Below are 562 nucleotides of genomic sequence, written 5' to 3'. Positions count from 1 at the left end.
TATATTATCTATGGAATTGTACTTCATGAACAAGAAGCAGAAATAGAGAAAGAAGGTCGAAAACTTTTGTTGAGAGGTTAAATACTTTTTCAAATAATTATATTAAATTTAATATAATTATTAAATAAAAATATGACAACTTATTTTGAATATGGAGTAAATTTGACAGATAATCAAAAAAGGAGTTTGGCTTCTGCTATGAATAATCATACACCATTGACATTAAGATTAAAACATTCTAATCTAACAGGAAATGATGAATTAATGTTGAATAAAACACAACTTAAGAGAATACAAAAGTCATTGAATAATGGAACTGGAGCTCATATTAAGATAAGTAAAAGTCAGATAAGGAAAGTAACTAAACAAGGTGGAAATCTTTTCTCATCACTTGCAAGTCTTGGAGATAGAGTATTACCTTATGCTGTAAAAGGACTTTCAAAAGCTGTTCCAGCATTTGCAACTGGTGCTGTTTCTGCACTTGGATCACTTGGAACTGATAAGATTTTTGGTAAAGGAATTAAGAGAGTGTCCGCCTAAGAGCGGATAAGGCAAATTTCGG

General features: G+C 30.4%; 1 protein-coding gene. It reads left to right on the top strand.

The genetic code is table 11. The annotated features are described in order from the left end of the window. Positions 1-132 precede the first annotated feature (132 nt). Complete coding sequence (locus OIF36_02700) at positions 133-540, top strand: hypothetical protein (protein ID MCV6599372.1); 408 nt, start codon at positions 133-135, stop codon at positions 538-540. Positions 541-562 lie beyond the last annotated feature (22 nt).

The organism is Alphaproteobacteria bacterium (assembly GCA_025800285.1).
Taxonomy (GTDB): domain Bacteria; phylum Pseudomonadota; class Alphaproteobacteria; order JAOXRX01; family JAOXRX01; genus JAOXRX01.
Note: the sequence above shows the minus strand (reverse complement) of the source record. Positions and strands in the feature narration are given on the sequence as shown.